General features: G+C 67.0%; 1 protein-coding gene. It reads right to left on the bottom strand.

What is annotated here, in order from left to right; translation table 11 throughout:
- Positions 1-157: 157 nt before the first annotated feature.
- Complete coding sequence (locus tag FJY88_12710) at positions 158-3,520, bottom strand: hypothetical protein (GenBank protein ID MBM3288195.1); 3,363 nt, start codon at positions 3,518-3,520, stop codon at positions 158-160.
- Between the last annotated feature and the right edge of the window lie 30 nt (positions 3,521-3,550).

Below are 3,550 nucleotides of genomic sequence, written 5' to 3'. Positions count from 1 at the left end.
CCGCGATCCTCTGGATGAGGACGGTTCCGCCCTCGAGATCGGGCAGGTCCTTTGTCTTGCCGGCGATGACGAGCGCGAGCGCCCCGGCGATCAGGAGATCGATGATGAGGATGCCGACGATGGTTTGCAGGATCGTTTTCATGACGCCGTCTCCCTTCTATCTTCCCGCCGGGGACGCCTTCGGCAGGACCGGGGGATCCGGAAGCTTCTTCGGCTCCGATTCCATCCTGGCCAGGATCGTCTGAATCGCTAGGTCGAGCTGCGGGTCGAGTCCCCTGGCGGTCAAGCTCGGGTCGTTGTCGATGGCCGTGTCGGGGAGCACCCCCTCGCCCTCGACGAGCCAGCGGCGATCGAAACCCCAGTGCGCGAACTCCGGTTGCGTGACTCCGCCGCCATCGACCAGGGCCCTCGGGGCCGCCCCGATGCCGACGAGGCCGCCCCAGGACCTCATCCCGATGACCGGCCCGAGGCCGAGCCGCTTGAACGCCTCCGCGAAGCTCTCCCCATCGGATCCGGTTCCCTGGTCGATGAGGGCGACGAGGTGGCCGTGAAAGGAGCGCGGGGGATCTCGGAAGGGGCGCGCGTGCCGCGTGTAGCCGAAGCTCCAGAGCTTCCTGTAGAGGCGTTCGAGGAGCATGGAGCTGATGTACCCGCCGGCGTTGTTCCGCACGTCGAGGATCAACGCCTCCTTGTCGTGCTGCGGGAAGAACTGCTTCGTGAACTCCTGCAGTCCGGCGAGATCCATGTCGGACAGATAGATGTAGCCGACCCGTCCGGATGTCCGCTCGGAGACATAGGCCCTCTTGTCGGCGACCCATTGCTCGTAACGGGCCGCGTGATCGCTCTCCATCGTCTGGATGTAGATCCTGCGGGGATCGCGGCCGTCGGGGTTCGAGCTGACCGTGAGGACGACGGGCTTTCCCGCCTTTCCGGCGAGGAGCGAGTGAGTCTGTTCGATGGTGGAGGGGGACGAGCCGTCGATCGCCAGCAGATAGTCGCCCGGGGCGACGCCGAGTCCGGGAAGAAGCAGGGGAGAGGCCCGCTCCGCGTCCCATCTGTCCGGGCCGTGGACCCGCGCGATCCGAAGAGGCCCGTCCGCCGAGCCGCGCGCGAGATCGATGCCCAGACGCCCGACCGCGCGGGGAGACTTCCCCGGATCGTCTCCTCCCCAGACATATTCGTGGCTCGTGCGAAGCTCCGCGATCATCTCCCCGAGCAGGTCCGTCAGCTCGTCGCGCGTGGTCACTCTCGGAAGGAGCGGGGCGTAGCGCGCGCGAACGCCCGCCCAGTCGATTCCGAGCATGTCCGGGTCCCAGAAGAAGTCGCGCTCCAGGCGCCAGGCCTCATGGAAGATCTGCCGCCATTCGGCGACGGGGTCAATCGTCATGTCGAGCCCAGAGAGATCGACGGTGGCCTCGGCGAGGGCCTCATCCGCCGGCGGATCGTCGGCGTCGGAGGGGAGAACGACAAACGTGGTCCCGGATCTGTGAACGAGGCTCTTGCGATCCGGGGAGAGCGCGTAGTCGTCGATCTCCGTCGCGAGCGTGCGGCTCTTCTTTCCGGCGATGTCGAAGGAGATCAGAGAGGCGTTCGCCTTGCTCGGCTCATCCTCGTCCTCGGGCAGGGTCGCCATCCCCTCGTTCGGGATCGATTGCCAGAGGACCCTCCCCGCGACGGCCGTCAAGCGAACGAAGTTCCCCGCCTCGACCGGGATCTCGGCGATTCTCTCGGTGAGGCCGGGGAGGTCGATCGCGACATCGACCCCCTCGGCGTCTTCCGCGGCGCCGCCCTTCTTCGCGGCCGCGTCCTTCTTCCCTTCGGAGGCGGCGTTCGCGTCGTCCCCCTCGTCCGACTCATCCTTCGGAGCGAACGGGGACGGGGTGCCGGCCTGGAGGACCAGCAGGTAGGGCTTCGTGGCGTTGAGGGCGATGAACTCCTCTTCGAAGGGTCCCATGTACGGGTTGATCGTGCGGCGCGACAGGAAGTAGAGGTACTTCCCCTCGGGGTCCCAGGCCGGGGCCCAGGAGTCGAACATCGGATCGGTGGCCGTAGTCGTGGCGCCCCCCGAAACGGCGCGGATCCGGATCGTGCGGTTGTTGTTGGGCTCGTACTCGGTCCATGCGATCCAGCGCGAGTCCGGCGAGAAGACGGCGTCGTGAATCTCCCAGATCTCGGAGCGGGCGATCGGCGTGGTCGTTCCGTTCTCGGCGTCGACCAGGAAGAGACTCAGGGTTCGATCGCTGTAGGCGAGCCACTTCCCGTCAGGGGACCAGACGGGCGGATAGTGATAGCCGGCTGAGCCGGGCGTCACACGGCGCGCGCTTCCTCCCGCCGCCGGGATGACGCGGATCTCCTCTTCCCCCGTCTCGTCGGAGAGATAGGCGATCCGGGATCCGTCGGGGGAAAATGCGGGGCTCCTCTCGCGAACGCCTTGCGAGAGCGTGAGGTTCACGGTGCGCCCCTTCTTCGCGGGCAACGAGAACAGCTCCCCGCGGGCGCAGAGGACGAGCCTGCCGCCCTCGGCAGAGAGGGTGTACGACTCGATGTACTCCTTCGGGTCGACGACTCTCTCTCCTGCGCGGGCGCGATCGGACGGCAACCGAATGTCTATGCGCGCATTCTCTCCCGTCTCGATGTTGTAGAGCCAGATGTCGTAGGCGAACTGATAGACGATCAAGTTCGCCCCCAGAGCCGGCCAGCGGACCTCCATCTCCGCGTGGGAGGTGAGCCGGCGGACGTCGCCACCGTCCGGATTCATGCTGTGCAAGTTGGGGACGCCGTCGCGATCCGAGAGGAAGAAGATCCGATCGCCGTGCCACATCGGGAACGCGTCCATTCCCTTGAAGTCGGTCACCCGCTTGAAGTCGAGGCCGGCGAGATCGCCGACATGGATGTCCTGCGCCCATCCGCCCTGGTACTGCTTCCAGTGATGCCACTCGAGGCTGAAACGGGTGAAGGCGATTCGCCGGCCGTCCGGGGAGAAGCTCGCGAGGGCGCACTCGGTCAGGGGAAGGACCTCGGGGTCGCCTCCATCCGGGGAGATCGAGTAGAGCCTCCAGTTCAGCATCGGATCGTCGCGGCGACTGCGGAAGAGGACCGCTCCGTCCGGCCTCCAGCCGACGACCTGATCGGGGGCGGGATGGAAGGTCAGCCGCCGCGGGGGGCCCCCGGTGGCGGGGATGACGAACACATCCGTGTTGCCGCCATACTGGCCGCTGAAGGCGATCAGGCTCCCATCGGGGGAGAAGTGGGCGAAGCGCTCCTCGCCGGCATCCGAAGTCAACCTGCGGGCGATCCCCCCCGCGACCGGAACGGTCCAGAGGTCCCCCTCGCTCGTGAAGACGACATCGCGGCCGTTGGTGTCCGGGAATCGTTGGAATCCCCGCGCCTCGACCTCCTTTCCGGCGTCCTGGGGCCGTCCGCTCGGCGAGGTTGGCGGAGGCGAGCCGCGCGCCCCGATCGGGAGGGTCGCAAGGAGACAGACAAGCAGAACAGTCGATCGGTGCGCGCCGGGACTCATCGTCCAATCCTCCGGGAGCCAGAGCGGTCC

This window comes from Candidatus Eisenbacteria bacterium (assembly GCA_016867495.1).
Lineage (GTDB): Bacteria > Eisenbacteria > RBG-16-71-46 > CAIMUX01 > VGJL01 > VGJL01.
Note: the sequence above shows the minus strand (reverse complement) of the source record. Positions and strands in the feature narration are given on the sequence as shown.

Excerpts from the sequence above, each read along its gene's own strand:
- FJY88_12710 (MBM3288195.1), bottom strand. The coding sequence starts at position 3,520 with ATGAGTCCCGGCGCGCACCGATCGACTGTTCTGCTTGTCTGTCTCCTT.